17 protein-coding genes and 1 pseudogene are annotated in these 18,948 nt (G+C 71.1%); 12 read left to right on the forward strand and 6 right to left on the reverse strand.

Annotated elements, in window-relative coordinates; translation table 11 throughout:
* The first annotated feature begins 857 nt into the window (after positions 1-857).
* The 3 genes from IE294_RS12290 (at position 858) to IE294_RS12300 (ending at position 3,532) form a co-directional block, all read left to right on the forward strand.
* The gene (locus IE294_RS12290) at positions 858-2,051 is read left to right on the forward strand and encodes a DUF262 domain-containing protein (protein ID WP_189885254.1); all 1,194 of its coding nucleotides are present in this window, start codon (positions 858-860) and stop codon (positions 2,049-2,051) included.
* Entirely contained in the window at positions 2,052-2,846 is a 795-nt protein-coding gene (locus IE294_RS12295) for a hypothetical protein (protein ID WP_189885256.1), read from the forward strand.
* Positions 2,847-3,292: 446 nt separating this feature from the next.
* Complete coding sequence (locus tag IE294_RS12300; RefSeq protein ID WP_189885258.1) at positions 3,293-3,532, forward strand: hypothetical protein; 240 nt, start codon at positions 3,293-3,295, stop codon at positions 3,530-3,532.
* Between the two features lie 106 nt (positions 3,533-3,638).
* Here IE294_RS12300 and IE294_RS12305 read toward each other — a convergent pair whose 3' ends face one another.
* Entirely contained in the window at positions 3,639-4,655 is a 1,017-nt protein-coding gene (locus IE294_RS12305) for a tetratricopeptide repeat protein (protein WP_189885260.1), read from the reverse strand.
* A 122-nt stretch (positions 4,656-4,777) separates the two neighbouring features.
* A pseudogene (locus tag IE294_RS12310) lies at positions 4,778-6,250 on the reverse strand (glycoside hydrolase).
* 237 nt (positions 6,251-6,487) lie between these two features.
* Between IE294_RS12310 and IE294_RS12315 the strand changes: the two are divergent.
* Positions 6,488-7,318: a class E sortase gene (locus tag IE294_RS12315; protein WP_189885262.1), complete on the forward strand. Its 831-nt coding sequence runs from the start codon at positions 6,488-6,490 to the stop codon at positions 7,316-7,318.
* A 77-nt stretch (positions 7,319-7,395) separates the two neighbouring features.
* On the opposite strand, the gene IE294_RS12320 is transcribed toward IE294_RS12315, so the two are convergent.
* Entirely contained in the window at positions 7,396-8,787 is a 1,392-nt protein-coding gene (locus IE294_RS12320) for an MFS transporter (RefSeq protein WP_189885264.1), read from the reverse strand.
* Between the two features lie 130 nt (positions 8,788-8,917).
* Here IE294_RS12320 and IE294_RS12325 point away from each other — a divergent pair, with 130 nt between their 5' ends.
* The 4 genes from IE294_RS12325 to IE294_RS12340 all read left to right on the forward strand — a co-directional run bounded on the left by IE294_RS12325 (position 8,918) and on the right by IE294_RS12340 (position 11,704).
* A complete protein-coding gene (locus IE294_RS12325; RefSeq protein WP_373315811.1) occupies positions 8,918-9,457 on the forward strand; it encodes a winged helix-turn-helix transcriptional regulator in 540 nt (179 codons plus the stop codon).
* A gap of 44 nt (positions 9,458-9,501) precedes the next feature.
* Positions 9,502-9,825, forward strand: a complete 324-nt coding sequence (locus IE294_RS12330) for a DUF6412 domain-containing protein (RefSeq protein ID WP_189885266.1) — start codon at positions 9,502-9,504, stop codon at positions 9,823-9,825.
* A gap of 164 nt (positions 9,826-9,989) precedes the next feature.
* A complete protein-coding gene (locus tag IE294_RS12335; RefSeq protein WP_189885268.1) occupies positions 9,990-10,700 on the forward strand; it encodes a YidC/Oxa1 family membrane protein insertase in 711 nt (236 codons plus the stop codon).
* A gap of 146 nt (positions 10,701-10,846) precedes the next feature.
* Positions 10,847-11,704, forward strand: coding sequence for a fumarylacetoacetate hydrolase family protein (locus IE294_RS12340; RefSeq protein WP_189885270.1), 858 nt, complete (start codon positions 10,847-10,849; stop codon positions 11,702-11,704).
* 187 nt (positions 11,705-11,891) lie between these two features.
* Here the strand turns inward: IE294_RS12340 and IE294_RS12345 are convergent, their stop codons facing one another.
* The 3 genes from IE294_RS12345 to IE294_RS12355 all read right to left on the reverse strand — a co-directional run bounded on the left by IE294_RS12345 (position 11,892) and on the right by IE294_RS12355 (position 14,436).
* The gene (locus IE294_RS12345) at positions 11,892-12,758 is read right to left on the reverse strand and encodes an LLM class F420-dependent oxidoreductase (protein WP_189885271.1); all 867 of its coding nucleotides are present in this window, start codon (positions 12,756-12,758) and stop codon (positions 11,892-11,894) included.
* Between the two features lie 95 nt (positions 12,759-12,853).
* The gene (locus IE294_RS12350; RefSeq protein WP_189885273.1) at positions 12,854-13,363 is read right to left on the reverse strand and encodes a heme-degrading domain-containing protein; all 510 of its coding nucleotides are present in this window, start codon (positions 13,361-13,363) and stop codon (positions 12,854-12,856) included.
* Positions 13,363-14,436, reverse strand: coding sequence for a Gfo/Idh/MocA family oxidoreductase (locus IE294_RS12355; protein ID WP_189885275.1), 1,074 nt, complete (start codon positions 14,434-14,436; stop codon positions 13,363-13,365). Before IE294_RS12355 ends, IE294_RS12350 begins: the two co-directional genes overlap by 1 nt.
* Before the next feature lie 47 nt (positions 14,437-14,483).
* Here IE294_RS12355 and IE294_RS12360 point away from each other — a divergent pair, with 47 nt between their 5' ends.
* The 4 genes from IE294_RS12360 to IE294_RS12375 all read left to right on the forward strand — a co-directional run bounded on the left by IE294_RS12360 (position 14,484) and on the right by IE294_RS12375 (position 18,942).
* Positions 14,484-15,722 (forward strand): ROK family transcriptional regulator, encoded by a 1,239-nt coding sequence (locus tag IE294_RS12360; RefSeq protein ID WP_229917143.1) that lies wholly within the window; start codon positions 14,484-14,486, stop codon positions 15,720-15,722.
* Between the two features lie 414 nt (positions 15,723-16,136).
* A complete protein-coding gene (locus IE294_RS12365; RefSeq protein ID WP_373315812.1) occupies positions 16,137-17,129 on the forward strand; it encodes a hypothetical protein in 993 nt (330 codons plus the stop codon).
* 352 nt (positions 17,130-17,481) lie between these two features.
* Positions 17,482-18,261 carry an HAD-IIA family hydrolase gene (locus IE294_RS12370; RefSeq protein WP_189813556.1) on the forward strand — a complete coding sequence of 260 codons (780 nt, stop codon included), beginning with the start codon at positions 17,482-17,484 and terminating at the stop codon, positions 18,259-18,261.
* A gap of 102 nt (positions 18,262-18,363) precedes the next feature.
* On the forward strand, positions 18,364-18,942 hold the full coding sequence (locus tag IE294_RS12375) for a hypothetical protein (protein ID WP_189885281.1): 579 nt from the start codon (positions 18,364-18,366) through the stop codon (positions 18,940-18,942).
* Positions 18,943-18,948: the final 6 nt, after the last annotated feature.

An 18,948-nucleotide genomic window follows, 5' to 3' on the forward strand; every position in this document is an offset into this window, starting at 1 on the left:
CCGGCACCCCGGCAGGAGAACTCATACAAGATCTAACGACGGACTACCGGCGCAGGACACTAGATGCTACGAGGATGCCGGGCGCCGCCACTCCTCGCGGCGCCCACCGCCTTTCAAGTCGGGTGGCCCTACGGTATTTTCGAAGAAGGCTCCCATGGCTGCGGTTCGGGCGGGTCGGGCCGACATCGGCCGGTTCAGTGGCGGCTTACTCCGGCTACGGGGCGCGCTAGCCGCGAGCTATTTGCATACTTTGTCGAGACCGACGTGGCAGGTGGAGTAGTGACGTCGATGTCTGGCTTCTAGTACACCAGGCGGGCTGGCTTGGCCGCGTTCAGTCGCAGCAGCCCAATGAAGAAGACCAGCCCGTCCGGTGCGGCGATCTCGTCGGCGCGGGGGCGATCCGGCGCACGGATCGGGCATACCGTGGGTGACTTGCCCACCAAACAGCCCACGGATCTCGGAGCAGGCGGTCAGCGCGACTACGCCGGCTTGATGGGATACCAATTGGCGTCCTCATAACACCCACTCTGGCACTCCTGCCGCCGGGTGCGCATCGCCAGATGCTGAGGTAGCGTCTGCCCTGCTCCGGGGAGTCCAGCAACGCGGGCTGCGGTATCCAGATCGCCGTCTGGGCCACTGCCGGTGGGTCCAGCCTCGGGCAGCTGGCCGGGCGCGTTGCCTTGGCTCGCGTGCTGCCCGGCAGAGGTTCTACGAGGAACCTGGCGGACTTGGAGCCTCTCAAAGATCCTCTCTGTGCAAGCGGGGCGTCGCGGCTCGCGGGCGACGCCAAGGCTGGTGCGCTGCAGGGCTGTTGGTGGGGCTGCTCATGCTGTCCCTAGGCGGATACACTCCACCCCATGACTGACTTGGATGAATACCTCGATGAGTCCGGCGAGGACGAGCAAGATCTCTCCGCGTGGGATGACGATGAGGCTGCAACTACGACGGTCGACTGGACGGTTGAGACAGTTGTGAGCCAGATGCGTAAAGGCCGTATCGACCTCAACCCGAGCTTCCAGCGCCGCGACGCGTGGACCAAAGTTGCCAAGTCCAGGTACATAGAGTCATTGGTGCAGCGCTATCCGGTGCCTCAGATCGTGCTGGCTGAGGACCAGAATACTCCTGGCCGATACATGGTGATTGACGGAAAGCAGCGCCTCTTGGCACTGCGGCAATTCTGCGCCGATCCGTCTGACCCGAGGGATATTGAGTGGCTTCCCGAGCGATTGAAGCTGACTGGCCTCACTGAGACCAAGAAGCTCAATGGGATAACTTATGAAGAAATGCAGGAAGGATATCCGGTCGAAGCTGTAAGGTTTGAGAATGCGACCATTCGGGCTGTGCTTCTTCGTAAGTGGCATAGTCAAGACTTCCTTTACACGGTATTTTACCGTCTCAATTCAGGTAGTCTGCGCCTTTCCCCGCAAGAGCTACGCCAAGCGCTTTTCCCTGGCAAGTTCATGGATTTTGTTGACGAACGCTCCGGCGCCAGCCTTGCGTTGCGCTCGCTTCTAAATAAAAGCAAGCCCGATCGTCGCATGGTTGATGCGGAGCTTCTTCTCAGGTTTTTGGCGTTCCACTGTGGAGTGCAGTCCTACGAAGGGAACCTCAAGAACTTCCTCGATGGAACAGCCAAAACCCTTACTCAAACTTGGGTCGATGACTCAGGGGAGCGCGTAAAAGAAGCCGCCGACATGCTTGACGATGCAATCAGTGCCGCACGGGAAATCTTTGGTGACGATGTATGTCGTAAATTCTCAAGGGGACGTTTTGAGCGACCCTTTAATAGGGCGATCTTTGATGTGCAGATACATTTCTTGATCGACCCTGAACTTAGGCAATGGCAGCTTGGGCATGCAGAGGATGTAAAGGCCGAATTTCAGCTTCTCTGCGAAGAGGAGAGGGAATTTGTGGATGCCGTTAGCAGTACCACAAAGACTCCGCGTGCTGTTGTCGCCCGATTTAGTGCATGGGGGCGGCGCCTTGAGGCGCTCTCCGGCTTGCAGGCGAAACTTCCTGACAGTGTTCTAGAGCTCATCGAGGCGGCCTAGGTGAGCGAATGGGAGGCGGTCTCATCGCTCGAAGAGAATGTAATCGCCGTTGCTCGGGAGTTGAGCATCATGCGGAATGACGGCACCATTTCTCCAGACCCGATTGAACTGACGGATGAGTACTTTGACAATGTGAGAATTCGAGTTAGGGCTTTTCTGATTCTATGTAGCTCCGAGTTGGAGGAATTTATAGAGACTCAGTGTTTAGAGTACCTGGCTCGGTGGGCTCGTGAAGATGATAGTTCGATGCAGCATCGTTGTTTACATGCGCTTACCATATATTTCCGTCGCAATATTGGGAACCTGCTGGAGCGTAAAGGGCATTTTGTAGATTTCTACGCCTCCTCGACGCAGCTGAAGAAACTTCAGTTGAATGATAAAAAGGCGCGCAGAGGGGAGGTTGGCGCGCTTGACGAGTCGTTCATTCCCATACTGAACCGAAGAACGCTGATTGGACATGTGAGCAACTGGTATCGTGACGAGGTCGTTGGTGCTAGTCACGGAATATCCGATACCGACTTGTGTCGCTTGCTTGAGCCGCTGGGTTTCAGTAAGGCCTTGATTAAGGAGGAATGCTCAACACTTGTTGCGGCGCTGGGTAGTTTGGCTGCCGGGCGTGGTGAGGCGGCTCATAGGTCAACAACTGCTGGAAAGTATCCTTTTCAAAGCCTCCCCAGCCCCCTGTATCAGCAGATGTCTGTCAGTGACGCCTGGGAGAGGTGGGTAGCTGTAAAGGAGTCGCTACCCGAGCTACGCGATCTTCTCGATCGAAAAACCGTTGGAGTGGATATCTAGGCGACTCTGCGAGGCGGGAGCGAGACCTGGCTGTGAGAGCGGTCCCTTTCTGTTGGTCGATTGCGGTGCGAGGCGGTGCATGCGCTAGGGCGCAGGGCAGGCGTTTGGGTAGCCAGTACCGGGATCATTCATGTATGTGGTTGCAGTGGTGAGGCTGCCTGCCTTTGCGGCAGGCAGCCTCACCACTTCTGGCTGCTGAGCGAGCGATGGCGAAACCATCTAAGATGTTATCTATAGACCGTCATTATTGGTTACTCGGATATAAGCGATAATTCTGGCGCCACCGTGACATCAGACGCCTGGGATCGTTCTCCAGTCCGCGCCAGATGGGCTGTCGCGGTTGGCTTTGTGTGAGCCTGCCGACCGACGCTGCGAAAAATCTCAACTGCAGTCGAGTGACCCAGAAACAATGGCCTCTCGGTAGGTCGATGTGCGAGAGTAAGCGCATGGCTTTGATCAAGGCGTTTCAGGCGGTCTCGTCCGACGTTCAGAGACTGCACGGTCCTGTGGTTTGCGGTTACAGGTCTTTCGAGGTGGGTGACCAGCGCGTGCTCCAGCTAGACACCTATGGATCGTCCGATCGGCAGATTCCGGACAAAATTAGTCAAAGTATCCAGCTGGATGCTGACGGAGCCCGTGAACTTCTGAAGATTATCGAGGTGGCATTCCCCGGCCTCACTAGCTGAGACAGGATGAAGTGTCGTGACGCACCGTTGATGGGGTGCGGCAACTGAGTCACGCACCCCGTCAGACGTCATTCGGTGATCTGAAAGAAGCCACTCGGTATCGGGACTAGCGAATCCCGTGACACTCCCCATACTGCTCCCCCGTCCCACACCAACACCCCGCCCCCCGCCCCGGCGGCCAAGCCACCGCCCGCCCCCGTGCCGCCAGCGTCGTCGCGTACTGGGGGAGCAGCGTGGGGTCCGTCGGGGACGTGCCCTCCGACGCCGCGAACGCCTCGTACGACGGGACCGTGCCCGTCACGATGCCCAGGTTGGGCGTGCCCGAGGCGGACAGCTCGCGCAGGGAGGACTCTATGGTCGACAAGTGGTCGGTGTGGGACGGGTACTCCGAGGAGAGGGTGGGGTACGCCGAGAGGAGCTCGGAGAGTTCCGGGGCCGGCCAGTGGAGGATCGCGACCGGGAACGGGCGGGAGAGGGCCTCGCGGTAGGCGCCCAGCTCGGCGCGGAGGCGGGAGATCTCCGCCGCCAGTTCCGCCGGGTTGTCCGAGCCCAGGGACCACACGCGTTTGGGGTCGTGGAGTTCGTCCAGGGAGACCGGGGACGTGTGCAGGGTGTCCGCGAGGGTGTCCCGGTCGTCGTGCGGCAGGCCCAGCATGCGGCGGACGCGGTGGCGGCCGTAGAGGAGGGGGTGGGTGGCGGGAGGGGGCTCCTCCGGCGAGTGCGGCAGCAGGAGGTCCGCGGCCTCGCCGAACGTCTCCGCCGCCGCCTCCAACTCGTCGTGGGACTCCAGGGCCTCCGCGACGATCACCCACGGGGCCGGGTCCCGGGGCGCCGTCGTGCGGATGCCCTCGATGATCGCCCTCGCCTCGGCCTCATGGCCGTACTCCCACAGGTTCGACGCCTTCAGGGCGCGGACCAGGGCGGGGTTGTCCAGCCCGTCGGCGGACGACAGCAGGCGGTCGTAGAGCGCGGTCGCCGCGGGGCGGTCGCCGGACAGCTCCAGGTGGGCCGCCGCCCGCAGGAGGAGGGTCTCGGCGTCCTCGGGGTACAGGCCGGCGGTCCGCTCCAGGCGTGCCGCTTCGGCGGTGTGGTCGACGTTCTCGGCAGGCGTGTCGGGGCGCATGGGGGACACCGTACTGCCGGGACGTGACAAACGTGAGGCGCGGTGGGCCGCCGGGGAGGGGGCCGTCGGGTCGGTACGCGTGTCCCGACGGCTGCCAGGACGCCCTTCCCCTGCCATGACCGTCACACGGTGACGCCGTCGATCTGGAGCGTCTGCACCGACTTCCCCTCGAACGGGACGGACACCGACGTGCCGTTCAGGCGGGTGTCCGAGCGGGCCGTGTACCGGTCGCCGCCCGTGGTGACCGTGTTCCAGCGGGGGACCAGGCCGCCGGGGCCGCCGGTCACGGCGGTGAAGCGGGAGAGGTCGAAGGTCAGGGTCCGGGCCGAGGACGAGGTGTTCGCGGCGACGATCACCAGGCGTTTCGCCGGCCGGTCCAGGGCCGCCGCCGCATGGCTCACCCCGGTGTCCAGGATCGTCATGCCGGGGCGGATGTGGCGGGTGAACTGGGCCAGGACGTAGTACTTCGTCTGCACCGCGCCCGGCTGGAGGGTGCCCGGGTCGTAGGCGATCGTCGCCCAGCCCGGGCTCGGGTCCATCACCTGCCAGTACACCCAGGCGGTGGGGTGCAGCCAGCGGAAGTCGTACAGGAGGTTGCTCGCCGTCGTCAGGCCGGTGGCGTCGCCGTCCCCGGTCTCCGAGTTCCACAGGGCCTTGCCGGCCGTGGTGACCACGTCCGTGTAGAGCAGGTCGCGGCGGCCTCCGGAGCCCTGGTAGCCGTGGACGTTGACCCGGTCGACACAGCCCTTCGCGGTGGCCGGGAAGGAGTTCCAGGTGGTGCGCGCCAGGTCGTAGCTCGTCTCGTCCGACGCGGAGATCCGCGTGCCGGTCAGCCCGCGCTTGTCCAACTCGCTGCGCAGGTACGGCAGTACGGACGCCTGCACGCCCGCGTCGATGTGGCAGCCCTCCTGCGTGCCGGTCGCCGTCCACCAGGACGAGGAGGGCTCGTTGAAGGCCTCCACCGTCGCGAAGTCCACGCCCCAGTGCTGCCGCGCGTACAGGGCGACCGCGGCGAGGTGGGAGGCGTGCCGGCGGTGGTTCCAGGACTGGAGGTTGTTGCCGCCGTCGGCCGCGCCGGACGGGTTGTGGTTGGAACACATCCACCACATCGGGGAGTTGGCGAAGAGTTCCGAGACCGCGCCGCGCTGGGCCGCCTTCACGAGCATGGCCCGCTGGGTGGCGTCCGCCGTCCACTTCCAGGCCGCGGACGCCGGGTCCTCGTTCGTCCAGTCCTGCCAGTAGCCCTCGATCTACTTGAAGGAGGGGATGTTCGGGGAGACGGCCATCGAGGCGCCGTTCACGCTGTTCCGGCTGCACGCGCCCAGGTTGTAGCGGGCGATGTTCAGGCCCAGGCCGGGCAGGGACGTGCCGTTGTACGTGGTGTTCCTGGTCGTGAAGAAGATGTCGGCGAAGTCGTCCCGCGCGCCGAAGACGTTCGCCCACCAGGCCAGGGAGGTGCCCCAGCCCTCCCAGGTGCCGTAGGTCGTGGACGGGTCGACGGCGATCGCCGCGTCCGCCCGGGCCGTGCCCGTGGCCGGCACGCCGCCGAGGAGGCCGCCGCCCGCGGCGGCCAGCAGTGTTCTGCGTCGGATCATGGGTCGTTCGCTGCCTCTCCGTGCGGCTCCGGCACCGCGTTCCTGGAAGCGGTGCCGCCTCGTCCCCCCGGCGTGCCACAGGAAGCATCGGGGTGCCGGACGGCGTTGTCGAGGGTTGCGACGAGCCTTTCTCAAACCCGTGGAAGAAGCCCGGTTCCGGGCTGCGGGCCTTCTCTCTCTGGCCAGTTGGAGGCGCTGCGCCTATCGTGCGGGCGGCTCCGGTGGAGGTGGGCGCGGATGCGGGCTGCGGCGGGTGTGCGGGTCGTACGGCACGGCGATCGGCGCAGGCGCGCCCGGTACGGGCGGGTGCTGTGGGGCGGGGGCGAGGTGCTCGTGACCGCCGGGCTGGTCCTCCTGCTGCTGGTCGCGCACCAGATGTGGTGGACCAACCGGGAGGCCCGGCGCGGCGCCGAGCGGAAGGTGGCCGCGCTGGAGCGGGAGTGGCGCGGCGGTACGGCGGCCGGCGACGACGGTACGACGAGCGCGGACGGCGGTACGACGGGCGGTGCCGGCGGTCCTCCCGGCGGTTCCGGTGTGCCCTCCGCCGTGCGGACCGGGGATTCCGGTGCCTCCCCTGCCGCCCGGCGCCCGTACACCCCCGCGGCGCTGCCCCGGCGCTCCCAGGCGTACGCCGTGCTCACCATCCCCCGGCTGGATCTGCGCGTCCCCGTCGCCGAGGGCGTGAGCAAGGCGGACGTACTGAACAGGGGGTACGTCGGCCACTACCGCGGGACGGCACAGCCGGGCCGGGCCGGTAACTTCGCGCTCGCCGGGCACCGGAACACGCACGGTGAGCCGTTCCGGTACCTGCCCCGGCTGCGGCGCGGGGACGCCATCGAGGTGGAGACGCGGACGGCGACGTACACCTACGACGTCGACCGGATCCTGCCGCGCACCTCGCCCACGGACTCCGCGGTCGTCCGGTCCGTCCCGCGCTCGCTCGTCCGGCCGGGGTACGGGTACGACGAACCCGGCTACTACATCACCCTGACCACCTGCACCCCGGAGTTCACCTCCCGGTACCGGCTGGTGGTCTGGGGGAAGCTGGTGTCGATGCGGCCCAGGTGAACCGGACCCGCCACAACGTCCCCGGCTCACGGCCGTCCCTGGCTCACGCCCGTCCCTGGCTCACGCCCGTCCCTGGCTCACGCCCGCTCCCGCAGCGCCAGCACGCTCACCGCGCCCGCCACCGCCAGCCCCGCCGACACCAGCAGGGCGATGTTCGTGCCCCGGGCCAGGCTGCCGCCCGACGTGGCGACGGCGATGGTCAGGGCCACACCGGCGCAGGAGCCGATGTAGCGGAAGGTCTGCTGGGCGCCGGAGCCCATCGCGGCCCGCTGCGGCGGCACCGAATCGACGGCGAGCAGCGGCAGCGCGCCGTTGAGCAGGCCGCTGCCGACGCCGCCGACGACCAGGCCGGGCAGCAGCCGGGTCCAGGAGCCGGCGCCGACGGCGCCGAGCATCGTGACCATGGCGATCGTGTGCAGGGCGAAGCCCAGGGCGAGCTGGGTGCGGGCGGTGACGCGGCCGGCCAGGTGCTTGACCTGGAGGGCGACGACGAAGCTCAGGCCGGACCAGAGCAGGAACAGTGCGGCCGTGGCCGGCGGGGAGAGCCCGAGCGACTGCTGGAGCAGCGCCGGCAGGAAGCTGAACAGGCCGATCACGGCCAGGCCGGTGAACAGGCCGCCCGCCGAGGAGGCCAGGAAAGGGGCGTGGCGCAGCAGTCCGAGGTCGATCATCGGGGTGCCGGTCCGGTGCTCCACCACGACGAACACGGCGACCAGGACGACGGCCGCGGCGAACAGCAGCCCGACCGGCGCGCGCAGCCAGCCGTCCCGGCCCAGCGTCAGGGCGGCGACCAGGGCGACCAGCGCCAGGCCGAAGGTGAGCGCGCCGAGGACGTCCGGCCGGCCGCCGCGCGGGGCGCGTGACTCGGCCAGCGCCCGGGTGCCGAGCGCGGCCACGACGAGGGCGGCGGCGCCCAGGACGCCGTAGGCCACCCGCCAGGTCGGCAGCGCGCCCGCGAGCAGCGGCCCCGCGGCGATGCCGCCGCTGACGAAGGCGCCCCACACCCCGGTGGCGTGCAGCCGTCCGCGCGGGCCGGGGAAGGCGCGCACGATCAGGCCGAGGGCGCTGGCCAGCAGGGCCGCGCTGGCCGCGCCCTGGGCGACGCGGGCCAGGGTGAACTGCCAGGTCGACGTGGTGAAGGCGCCGAGTGCGGTGGTGAGGCCGAGGGCCAGGGTGCCGGCGAGGAAGACCCGGCGGCGGCCGTGGTCGTCGGCGAGGCTGCCGGCCACCAGCAGGAGGGCGGCGAGACCGAGGGGAGCGCCGTTGAGCAGCCAGGCCTGGGAGGACACCGGGGTGTGCAGGGCGGCTGCGGTGTCCGGCAGCGTGACCATCGGGGCCGTGTACGTCATGAGGGCGACTGCGGTGGCCGCGCTGGTCAGGGCGAGGGTGGCGCGGGGGCGTGCGGGGGCGTCCCGGGGACCGGTCCGGCGCAGGGAGGAGGGGGAGGTGGCGGAGTCCAGCCGGGGCATGGCCTGTCCTGTCGTGAGGTCATGGGGTCCGATTATCGAGTTCGGTCGGTGAACCGACCTCTCCCGGCCACCGTAGCATCGTAAGTTCGTTCACTGAACCTATGTCTGGTCAGTGGTTACAGTGGAGGGCATGGCACTGGGCAAGGACTATGTGACGCAGGAGTGCTCGATCGCCCGCGCGCTGGAGGTCGTCGGCGAGCGGTGGACGCTGCTCGTCGTCCGCGACGCGATCTACGGCGTCCGGCGCTACAACGACTTCCTGGCCCACCTCGGCATCCCGCGCGCCGTCCTCTCGGCCCGGCTCCGCACGCTCACCGAGGAGGGGATCCTCGAAAAGCGCCGGTACCAGGAGAGCCCGCCCCGGGACGAGTACGTCGTCACCGAGCGCGGCGCCGCCCTGTGGCCCGTGCTGCGCGCCCTCGGCCACTGGGGGCGCGAGCACGTCGACGCGCACCGGCTGCGGCTCTTCCGGCACGCGGACTGCGGCGGGGAGGTCGAGCCGTACGGAAAGTGCGCGGCGTGCGGAACTCTCGTGCCGGTCGCGGACGTTGTCATGGTGCCGGGGCCGGAACTCGACTCCGCGCCGGCGGACCCGGTCAGCAGGGCGCTGCTGCGGCCCAAGCGGCTGCTGGAGCCCCTGGAGACCGAGCCGCCGCAACCGGCACACTGACCAGTGGTGCGCACAGGACGAGGGGCGCGGAGGGGGGAGTGCTGATGTCCGGTCGTGTCGCCGCCGCGCGTCCCCTCGCCCTCCTGCTGCTCCTCGGGCACCTGCTGCTGCTCCAGGCCGCGCTGCTCGGCACCGGCGGCCTCACCACCGCCGTCGCCCTCGCCGCGACCGCCACCACGGCCGCCACGCTCGCCGCCTGCGCCCTGCTGGCCGCGCGCGGCGTGCCCGCCGTACCGCCCACGCGCGTCCGCACGGCGATACGCGACCGGGCCCGCCGTACCGCCTTCCTGCCCCAGCGCGATCCCGACGCGCCCGGCCGGCGGCGGCCCAGAGCCCCCGGACACGCCGGTCCGGCGACCGCCGCGTAGGGCACGTCCGCACACACGTCAGCGCGTGACCCCGCGCGGGTCGTCCTGCCGATCTCCCCACAGGGCCGGCTGTTCCCGGTCCCTCATGACCAGTTGCCCCGGTTCCTCATGGCCGGCCGCTTCCGGTCGCTCCCGGCACGACGAGACCCCCGGAGGGCTCACCCATGTCCGTTTTCGCGCGCCTGGTCGAGCACCTGGCCGACCTGCTGGCCCCGCTCTTCCACGCCTCCGCGGCAGCCGCCGCGATCGTCCTGTTCACCGCGCTCGTACGGCTCCTCGTCCACCCGCTGTCCCGGGCCGCCGCCCGCGGCCGGCGCGCCCGCGCCGCGCTCCAGCCGAGAATCGCCGCACTGCGCGAGAAGCACGCCGAGGACCCGCAGCGACTCCAGCGGGCGGTCCTCGACCTGCACGCCGAGGAGAAGGTCTCACCGCTCTCCGGCTGCCTGCCCAGCCTGCTCCAACTGCCCGCGTTCTTCCTCCTCTACCACCTCTTCTCCAGCACCACGACCGGCGGCGAGGCCAACGGCCTGCTCGGCCACCGGCTGTTCACGGCCCCGCTCGGCGGTCACTGGACCGACGCGCTGGCGGACGGCGGGGTGTTCGGCCCGGCCGGACTGGTCTACCTCGCTCTCTTCGCCGTCGTCGCGGCCGTCGCCACCGTCAACTACCGGCGCGCCCGGCGGACACTGGCCGAGCAGCCGGCACCGGCCGGCGGCGGGGGCGAGGTGCCCGGGCTCGGCGCGGTCAACCGGGCCGTACCGTTCCTGTCCTTCTTCACGCTCGTCACCGTGGCGGTCGTCCCGCTCGCCGCCGCGCTGTACGTCGTCACCAGTACGGCCTGGAGCGCGGCGGAACAGTCCCTGCTGTCCCGCTGACCGGTCGGCGTCGACCCTGTGTCCCTGGTCACAGTCCAGTACGTGAACAGGGTCTTGTGGACTGGACGGCGTGATTGGAGGATCGGCCAGTCCTCCGATGGCTGCACCCATCGGCCGGGCGCCGCCGATCGAGGGAGATGGTGACCATGAAGCTGCTGCGAGTCGGTACGGCAGGGGCGGAGCGCCCCGCACTGCTCGACACCGACGGGACCCTGCGGGACCTGTCGGGCCTCGTGGACGACATCGACGGCGCGCTCCTCGCCGACGACACCGCGCTCGGCCGGGTCCGGGCCGCGGCCGAGGCCGGTGAACTGCCCGCGCTGGACGCCACCGGTCTGCGGATCGGGCCTCCGCTCGGCCGCATCGGCAAGATCGTGTGCATCGGGCTCAACTACCACGACCACGCCCGCGAGACGGGCGCCGAGCCGCCCGCCGAGCCGGTGGTCTTCATGAAGGCGCCGGACACGGTCGTCGGGCCGAACGACACCGTGCTGGTGCCGCGGGGCTCGACGAAGACCGACTGGGAGGTCGAACTCGCGGTCGTCATCGGCCGTACGGCCCGCTACCTGGACTCGGCCGAGGAGGCGCTCGCGCACGTCGCCGGGTACGCGGTCGCGCACGACGTCTCCGAGCGGGAGTTCCAGATCGAGCGGGGCGGGACCTGGGACAAGGGCAAGAACTGCGAGACGTTCAACCCGCTCGGGCCGTGGCTGGTGACGGCCGACGAGGTCCCGGACCCGCAGCGGCTGTCGCTGAAGCTGTGGGTGAACGGGGAGCTGAAGCAGGACGGTACGACGGCCGAGCAGATCTTCCCCGTGGGAGAGGTCGTGCGGTACCTGAGCCGGTTCATGACGCTGTACCCCGGCGACGTCATCAACACGGGGACGCCGGCAGGGGTGGCCCTGGGGCAGCCCGAGCCCAAGCCGTACCTCCGGGGCGGGGACGTGGTGGAACTGGAGATCGCGGGGCTCGGGCGGCAGCGGCAGGAACTGAAGAACGCGTAGACGCTCCGCCGGGGAGCCGGGGAGCCGGGGAGCCGGGGAGCCGGGGAGCCGTGCATCCGCCCTCGGCGCCGGGTGGTTCGGGTTGGTCGCGCGCGTGGCGGGGCCGTGGGGCCGTAGGGCCGTGCGTCAGCGACACGGCCCCACGCTTCCGACACCGGTCGGCTCACGCCGGCAGCGCTCGGTCGGTTCACGCCGGCAGCGAAGCGAGGGTGCGCCATTCCTTCCTCGGGAGGGAGTCGCCCGCGTCCGCCCGGACCACCTGGAGGGCCACGTGGTCCGCGCCCGCCTCGTGGAAGGCGGTGACGCGCTCGCGGATACGGGTCTCGTCGCCCCAGGCGAAGACCGCGTCGACGAGACGGTCGCTGCCGCCGTCCGCGATGTCGGCCTCGGTGAAGCCCATGCGCAGGAAGTTGCCGGTGTAGTTGGGGAACCGCAGGTAGCGGGCCAGGTAGGCACGGGCCGTCTCGCGGGCGTGGGCCGGGTCGGTCTCCAGGACCACCTTCAACTCCGGTGCCAGCAGCGGCCCGTCGCCCAGGATCTCCCGGGCCTGCGCGGTGTGCTCGGGCGTGACCAGGTAGGGGACCGCGCCGGCCGCGCGGTCCCGGGACAGCCCCAGCATCTTCGGGCCCAGCGCGGCGAGCAGACGGCGGTCGGCGGGCACGCCCGCCGCGTCCAGCTCGTCGAGGTAGCCGACCATGGCCGCGTAGGGGCGGCGGTAGTCCTTCACCAGCGGGCCGTGGCTCACGCCGAGGCCCAGCGCGAACCGGCCGGGATGCGCCGCCTCCACCTCGGCGAAGCCGGCCGCCGTCGTCGCGGCGTCCCGCTGCCAGACGCTCTGGATGCTGGTGCCGACGACGACGCGTCGCGTGGCGCCGATGAGCGGGGCCGCGTGGTCGACGGTGCTGCTGCCGCCCAGCCAGATGGCGCCGTACCCGAGTTCCTCCAGCTCGGCGGCGGCCTCGTCCAGTTCGCCGCGGCGGGACGGGTCCTCCGAGCGCAGCTCGACGCTCCAGACGCCGTGGCGGCCGACGGTCTCCTTCAGTGAAGCGGTCATCGGATGTGAGCCCTCCGGTGGTGGTCCGCGCCGTGATCCCACGGCCTCTCACCTTGCCAACCGGAGGGCGTCCCGGCCGGATTCCCGCCGTTCGCTCAGTCGGCCGAACGGCCCAGGAACTCCTCCAGCGCCTCCACCACCAACCGGTGGTCCTGGAGCTGGGGCAGTCCGGAGACGGTCACCGCGCCGATCACGCCCACGCCCTCGACCGTGATCGGGAAGGAGCCGCCGTGGGCCGCGTACACGTCCGGGTCGAGACGGGAGGAGTCCTCGAACGTCGTGCCCTTGGCGCGGAAGCGGGCGCCGACCAGGTAGGAGGCGGCGCCGTAGCGCTCCACCACCCGGCGCTTGCGGGCGATCCAGGCGTCGTTGTCCGGGGTGGAGCCCGGCAGCGCGGCGTGGAAGAGCTGCTGGCCGGCGCGGTGGATGTCGATGGCGACCGGGGCCTGGCGCTCCCGGGCCAGCCCGACCAGGAGGGAGCCGAGCACCCAGGCGTCGTCGTGGGTGAACTGCCGGAAGACCAGCCGGCGTTCCTGGGCCTCCAGCTCCTCCAGGCTCGGCGTGAGTTCGGGTGTGGTCCTCGGGGTGATCTGCGGGTGCTGCATCAGAGGGTCACCGTCACCTTGTCGCGGGCGGACCTGCGGGCCGCTTCCAGTACGTCGAGCGCGGCGGCTGCCTCCAGGGCGGTCACCGGGTTGGGGCCGTCGCCGCGCAGGGCGGCGGCGACGGCGGCGTAGTAGGCGGGGTAGTCGCCGGGGAGGGTCGGTACGGGAGTGCCGCCGCCGGTCAGCGGGGACTCGCCGGAACCGACACGGCCCCACAGGGACTCGTCCTCGGCGCCCCAGTCGGGGGTGGTGCCGGGGCGGCTGCCCTCGCGCAGGGCCGCTTCCTGGGGGTCCAGGCCGTACTTGACGAAGCCCGCGCGGGAGCCCAGCACCCGGAAGCGGGGGCCGAGCTGGGCGGTCGTCGCCGAGACGTAGAGGTGGGAGCGGACGCCGCTCGCGTGGGTGAGCGCGATGAAGGTGTCGTCGTCGGCCTGGGCGCCGGGGCGGCGCACGTCCGACTCGGCGTAGACCTCGGTGACCGGGCCGAACAGGACCAGGGCCTGGTCGACGACGTGGCTGCCGAGGTCGTAGAGCAGACCTCCGATCTCTGCCGGGTCGCCGGACTCGCGCCAGCCGCCCTTGAGCTGGGGGCGCCAGCGTTCGAAGCGGGACTCGAAGCGCCAGGCGTCGCCGAGTTCGCCGTCGGCGAGGAGCCGCCGAATGGTCAGGAAGTCGTTGTCCCAGCGGCGGTTCTGGAAGACGGAGAGCAGCAGGCCGCGCTCCTCGGCGAGGGCGGCCAGCTCGCGGGCCTCGGCCGCGGTGCCGGCGACCGGCTTGTCCACGACCACCGGCAGGCCCGCCTTGAGGGCGGCGGTGGCCAGCGGGACATGGGTCTTGTTCGGGGAGGCGACGACGATCAGGTCCAGGTCGTCCGCGCGGCCGAACAGCTCCTCGGCGGTGGCGGCGATCCGCACGTCCGGGAACTCGGCGCGGGCCTGCTGCTGCCGCTCCGGCTGGGAGGTGACCACGGTGTCCAGGGCGAGGCCCTCGGTGGCGGCGATCAGCGGGGCGTGGAAGACCGAGCCGGCGAGGCCGTAGCCGATCAGACCGACGCGGAGGGGGGTAGCAGTCATGCCTCCACTTTGGCAACAGTGTTGCGGAAGTGCAAGCGGTGAGGACAATGGGGGGTGTGAAGCGGGTGAGGACGGCGACGACGGCGGGGCCGGTGAGCGGCGGGGTGGCGGGCGCGAACCTGGGGGCGCTGCGCAGTCACAACACCGCGTTGGTGCTGGGGCTGCTGCGGGACGCCGGGGCCGAGGGAATCAGCCGGCTGGAGGTGGCCGAGCGCACCGGGCTGACCCCGCAGGCCGTCAGCAAGATCACCGCGCGGCTGCGGGCGCAGGGGCTCGCGGCGGAGGCGGGGCGCCGGGCGTCGACCGGGGGCAAGCCGAGGACCGTACTGCGGCTGGTACCGGAGGCAGGCCACGCGGTCGGCGTCCACCTCGACCGCGACGAACTGCGGGTGGTGCTGCTTGATCTGGACGGGTCCGTGGTGGGGGAGCGGCGCGGGGAACTGGACCTGGGCGCGGGGGCCGAGGCTGTGCTGGGGGCGGTGTGCGAGGCGGTACGGAGGGTCGCCGGGGGGTTGGGTGCGGGTGCCGGGGCCTGTGCTGGTGCGGGTGCCGGTGCGGGTGCCGGTGGCGGGGGTACGAGTGCCAGTGGCGGCGGGCTCGCCGGGGTGGGCTCCTTGCTGGGCGTGGGCGTCGCGCTGCCGGGCCCCTTGGACCATGCGCGGGGGGTCTTGCACCGGGTCACCGGGTTTCCCGAGTGGGACGGATTTCCGCTGCGGGACGCGCTCGTGGAGCGGCTCGGGGTGCCGGTGGTGGTGGACAAGGACACCAACGCCGCTGCGCTCGGGCTGGCGGTCGGGGGTGAGGAGGGCGCGGCGGGCCGGTCCTTCGCCTATCTGCACCTCGGCACCGGGCTCGGGGCCGGGCTGGTGATCGACGGGAGCGTGCACCGTGGGGCGCGGACCGGGGCCGGGGAGTTCGGGCACCAGGTGATCCAGCTGGACGGGCCGCTGTGCGGGTGCGGGAACCGGGGCTGCGTGGAGGTGCTGTGCCTCGGAGCCGTGGCGCGGGGCGAGGTGGCCGAGGCGGCGCGGGTGCTGGGGGTGGCGGCCGGGAACCTGGTCGGGCTGCTGGACATCGACGTGGTGCTGCTGGGGGGCCGGACCGTCGCCGGGGCCCCCGGGACATACGTGAGCGGCGTCGGCGAGGTGCTCGGGGCCCGGGCCAGGCGGGAGGGCACGGGCGGGGACGCGGTGCCGGTACGGCTCGCTCCGCGCGGAGAGCGGATCGTCGCCGAGGGCGCCGCCCAGCTGTTGCTGGCACCGCTGTTCGGGCGAGGGGACGACTGACGGGGTCCGCCACCGCCGGGTGCCGGTGCCGGTGCCGGCACGGGTGCGGGTGTCGGTGCCGGTGCTTCCTTCGCCGCCGTGTGCCGGGCGCTGTGCGGGTGCTTGTTCGCCCCGTACCGACGTTCCGCTCGGCCCGTCCCGGCCTCCGCCCCCCGCGTGCCGGCGCCCCGCGTGTCGGCGCCCCGCCAAGGCCCCCGGCTCCCGCGCCCCCGGCTCCCGCGCACTCGGCTGCTGTCGGACCCCCCACCGGCTGGGCGCCGCCCGCCGATCCGCAGGCGTTGGCAGGACTCTCGACGGCGCCGCACCGGGAGGGCCGTCCGGGGCGGTACCGCTGCGCCGGGCGGGCGGACTTCGCCTCCGGCGCCGGAGTGGCGCGGGCGGTATCCCCGTCCCACCCGGCATGGTCATGTGTTCATGCGACTGTGCACGTCCCTGTCCCTCTGCCTCACCGCAGCCGCCGCCGTCGTCGTGCCCGCCGCCGTCCCCGCGTCGGCGCATGCCGTGTCCGCCGGTACGACCCCCTTGTGCGTCGCCGCCGACGCGCACGACTTCCCGCTGGCCACCCGGATCCGGGGCGGTCCCACCTCCTACGAGGCCGGCGGCGGATACGGCACCTGGTACATCGACCTCACCAACACCACCCGCGGGACCTGCGCCGGCATCCACCCGGTCGTGGTCCTCGTCGACGACAGGCGCGCCCTGCGGCCGGGGCAGCCCCAGCTGGACTTCTACGACGGCCCCCGGGCCCGGCCGGTGACCTTCGAGAGCACCGACGAGCAGGAGCTGGTCGGGGTGCTGGACGGCGCCGGGTTCGGTGGGTTCACCGTGCCGCCCGGCCGGACCGTCAGCGTCCGGGTCCGGCTCGCGCTCACCTCCGACACCGAATCCGGCCAGGTCACCGCCAACGCGGCCGTCGTGCAGCGGCGGGGCCGGGACGGCGACTGGGTCGGGCAGTCCAACGCCTACCGCTTCGGGATCGGCGAGGAGGCGGAGGACATCCCGGACGGCTCCCTGGAGGACGCCGAGGAGGCCGCGCAGAAGGACTCCCCGGAGTCGGACGGGGTACGGGCGACCGCCGGCGTGCGGGAGACGACGGGCGCGCAGGCGGCCGAGGGCCTGCCGACCGCGCCGTCCGGCAGCGCGCGCGAGCACACCGAGGCCCTGTCGGCAGCCCCGTCCGGCGGCAGCACACCGCCCGCCACCTCCGCCGCGCCCTCCGCGTCCAGCGCCTCCGGTACCGACGCCCCGGGCGCCTCGTTGCCCCTCGCGCAGGACGAGGCGGCCGGGGAGCGGGCGCACGAGCTGGCCCGCACCGGTCCGGGGCTCGTCCACGGTCTGCTCACGGCGATCGCCGCACTGGTCGCCGTGGGCGCGACCGCGCACGTGGTGGCCCGGGGCCGCCGCTGACGCGAGTGGTGCTCCTTGGGGAGGGCGGGGTGGTCCCCACTCGCGCTGGTCGCCGTGGGTGCGACCGCGTACCTCGTGGCCCGCGGTCGCCGCTGACGTGCCCCGCCCCCCTCGCCGAGGGCGGGGTCGTCCCGCCGAGCGTGAGCTGTCACGCCGACGCGTGAGCTGTCACGCCGACAGGAACCGCGCGTCGTACGTCGAGGCCCGGGAGGCCGTCGGCAGCGGCTGACCAGTGGGTACCAGGTGATCGACGGGGTCAGGACCGGCCGGCCCTGACTAGGCTGGGGGCGTCGGTACGCCGTGGTTCCGGCGCCCCGTTCCTCGACCGTACGTACGCCAGGAGACGCACAGCATGGCAGACCGCAAGCCCATAGAGTCATGGCTCACCGACATGGACGGCGTCCTGATCCACGAGGGCGTCCCGATACCGGGAGCCGACGCCTTCCTGAAGAAGCTGCGCGAGTCCGGCCGGCCCTTCCTGGTGCTCACCAACAACTCCATCTACACCGCCCGTGACCTGCACGCCCGGCTGCGCCGGATGGGTCTGGACGTGCCGGTGGAGAACATCTGGACGTCGGCCCTCGCCACCGCCCAGTTTCTGAACGACCAGCGGCCCGGCGGCAGCGCCTACGTCATCGGCGAGGCCGGCCTCACCACCGCGCTGCACGACATCGGCTACATCCTCACCGACCACGACCCCGACTTCGTGATCCTCGGCGAGACCCGCACCTACTCCTTCGAGGCCCTGACCAAGGCCGTCCGGCTGATCAACGACGGCGCCCGGTTCATCGCCACCAACCCCGACAACGTCGGCCCGTCCACCCAGGGCGACCTGCCCGCCACCGGCTCGGTCGCCGCCCTGATCACCGCCGCGACCGGCAAGAAGCCGTACTTCGTCGGCAAGCCCAACCCGCTGATGATGCGGGCCGGGCTGAACGCGATCGGCGCCCACTCCGAGACCTCGGCGATGATCGGCGACCGGATGGACACCGACGTGCTCGCCGGCCTGGAGGCCGGGATGCGTACGTTCCTGGTGCTCAGCGGCGTGACCCAGCCCGCCGACGTGGACCGCTACCCGTTCCGCCCGTCCAAGGTCGTCGACTCCATCGCGGATCTGGTCGACCTGGTCTGAGCCGGCCGAAACACGGCCTCACCCGTTCGGAGCAATCCGGCGCCTCCCGAGGATGCGGGGACGCCCGGGGCGGGGGAGCCTCCTGATAACTGGAGGTTCACGATGGGCTCACTACGCCTCACGTTCTGTACAGCTATCCCCGCGGTCGCCCTCGCCGCCGTGGCCGCGGTCGCCCCGTCGGCCCGCGCGGCGGACGGCGGCGCGGTCACCGTGGCCCCCGCGAGCCCGGCGCCGGGCGACGACGTCACCCTGCGGGTCAGCGGCTGCTCGGGCGAGCAGGGCGGCGCCGCCTCGTCCGCCTTCGTCGCCGACGCCCGGCTGACCGGCGCGCAGGGCAGCCTCAGCGGCGAGACCCGCGTCCGGTCCGCCCTGGAGCCGGGCGCCTACACCGTGAAGGTCACCTGCGCCGGCACCGTGCTGACCGGCAGCGTCACGGTCGCGCGACCGGGCAGTGCGGCCGGCCGGCCGGAGGAGCCCATCCGGCTGCCCGCCCAGTCCGCCCAGTCCCCCTCGCCGATCGCCCCGGTCCCCGCGGGCGGCGGCGGAACCACCCACTTCGCCACGGTGGCCACCAGCGGCTCCGGTCCCGACGCCGTCCAGGCGGCGACCGGGCTGGCGCTCGCCGGGATCGCCGCGGTCGCCGTCGGGCTGCGCGCCCGCCGGAGCCGCGGCCCCCGCTGAACGCCG

Origin of the sequence: Streptomyces canarius (assembly GCF_014650735.1) — a bacterium.
GTDB classification, from domain to species: domain Bacteria; phylum Actinomycetota; class Actinomycetes; order Streptomycetales; family Streptomycetaceae; genus Streptomyces; species Streptomyces olivaceoviridis.